We start from the raw sequence: 2,159 nt of genomic DNA, 5'->3' as shown, positions 1-2,159 counted from the left end.
GCGATGCGCCAGCAGGAAGACGCCCTCGCGGTACTCCGGGGCGACCTCGGCACCCAGGGCGTCCACTTCGACCGGTTCGACATCGCCTACACCGTGCTGTGGCAACGCCTCCACCCGCACCTACGGCTGGACAAAGCCGAGCTGCCATTCCTGGACGGCAGCTCCATTCTCACCGACGTCATCGACACGGTCGCCGGCCTCCCGTTCTTCGGCACGGCGCGGGGTCTGGTCCGGATCCTGGAACGCGGCTCGTCCGACGTCCGCCGCCGGCTGCGGGTACGACGGGACAGCACCCTGCAGACCCTCGACGACCTACCGAACAGCGACCTCGCCGACGCCGTGACCTACCTGTTCGCCGCCGACCTACGCGACAGCAGCACCGACACGTCATACGTGCTGTTCGTCGACAGCTACGAGGCGCTGGTCCCCGCCCCCATCCGGTCCGGCCGGGCACACCTCGCCGACAGCTGGCTGCGGGACCTGTGCGCCCAGCTGGACACCGGACTGGTCGTCATCGCCAGCCGCGAACCGCTGCGCTGGGAGACCGACGACCCCGAATGGGCCGACGTCGTGCGGGAACACGACATCGACGGCCTCCCGATGGCCGCCCGCCTCACCCTGCTCGCCACCGGTGGGATCACCGACCCGGCCCACCAGCGCACCGTCGCCGAGGCAAGCGTAGGCCTGCCGTTCTACCTCCACCTAGCCGTCGACACCTACGAGCAGACTGCCGGCACCGACCACACGGCCGTGTCGCGGTCTCAGTCGCAGATCCTCGCCCGGTTCCTCGAGCACGTCGCCGCCGACGAGATCCGAACCATGGAGGTCCTCAGCCCGGCCCGGCTATTCGACTACGAGGTCTTCCGGCTGCTGACCGCGCGGTTCCACCTGCCCGGCGACCGGCTCGCCTGGGAGTCCCTGACCGCGTACTCGTTCGTCTACCCCGCCGGTGACGCACTGCGTTTCCACCAGCTCATGAGCGCGGCCCTGGCCGCCCGCCTGCCCGTCGGTGTCACCCACGACGTCCATACCGCCCTGCGCGCCCTGTGGGACGCACGGGCCGCCGCGTTCACCGCCGAGGGAGACGGACCCGCGAGCGCCCGAGCGCTGCGGGAAGCGGTCTTCCACGGCCTAGCCGCCGGGAGCATCGCCGGTGCCGAGTTGCTCGACTACGCCGACCGGGCCGTGCGCTATGGCGGTCACAGCGCCGCAGCGGGGCTCACCGACGACCTGCGTACCCGGCTGACCCTCGGATCGCCCGGAGATGCCGGTGACCTGTCCGACACACTGGTGTGCCTGGAAGCCGAAGCCGCTGTCCGGCTCGGCCACGCCCCCACCGCGCTGCGTCTCGCCGTCGCCCCCGCCGCCGCGGCCGACCTCACCGCGACGGTCGGCGCCCGCCTCGCGGTCGCCGCCGGCCACGGCCAGCGCATCGCCGGTGACACCCGGACCGCTCTCGCGCTGTTCACCCGGGTGTGGGAGCAGGCCACCGGCACACCTCGGTTACAGGCGGGGCTGTGGGCCTGTGACCTGCACATGGCCCAGGGCCGTTTCCGCCACGCCGATGCCCTCGCCGCCGACCTCGACGCGCTCACCCCCACCGACGACACCGAGTTCCGCGGTCACATCGCCCGGTTACGCCACCTCGCCGCCCGCTTCGCGTTCGACGTCGAAGCCGCCGGCCGCCACCTCGACGAAGCCACCGCTTTCTACCAGGCCTCTGGTAGCACCCTCGGTCTCGCCGACCTGGACACCAACCGCGCGGAGCTGCTCTGCCTCACCGACGCCCACCAGGCGATCGACGCCGCGGCCCGAGCCATCGCAGTCCACCGCGACATCGGTGCCCGCCACGAACTCGGCAAGGCCTACACCGCGCTGGCCGTCGCCCGGCTCCGGCTCGGTGACCTCGACGCGGCCGACGCCGCGCTCCACACCGCCCGCGACGTCCTCGACCAGGCCGGGTACCGCTCGGGCCGGGCCCGCGCCGAGCTCTACACCGGGCTACTGCACGCCCGGCGCGGCCGGATGGACGAAGCCATCACCGCGCTGCGCCACACCGTCGAGGAACTCGAAGCCGCCGACGTCTACCCCACCATTATCCTGTTCGCCGCCCATGCCCTGAACCATCTGGGGATCGCCGACGCCACCGTCACCGCCGC

At 72.1% G+C, this 2,159-nt stretch carries 1 pseudogene; it reads left to right on the top strand.

Annotated elements, in window-relative coordinates:
* Positions 1-2,159: pseudogene (locus MJ783_RS20630) on the top strand (aminoglycoside phosphotransferase family protein); the annotation flags it as partial.

Origin of the sequence: Protofrankia sp. Cj3, from assembly GCF_917627355.1 — a bacterium.
GTDB lineage: Bacteria > Actinomycetota > Actinomycetes > Frankiales > Frankiaceae > Protofrankia.
This window is presented reverse-complemented; position numbering and strand designations above follow the sequence as displayed.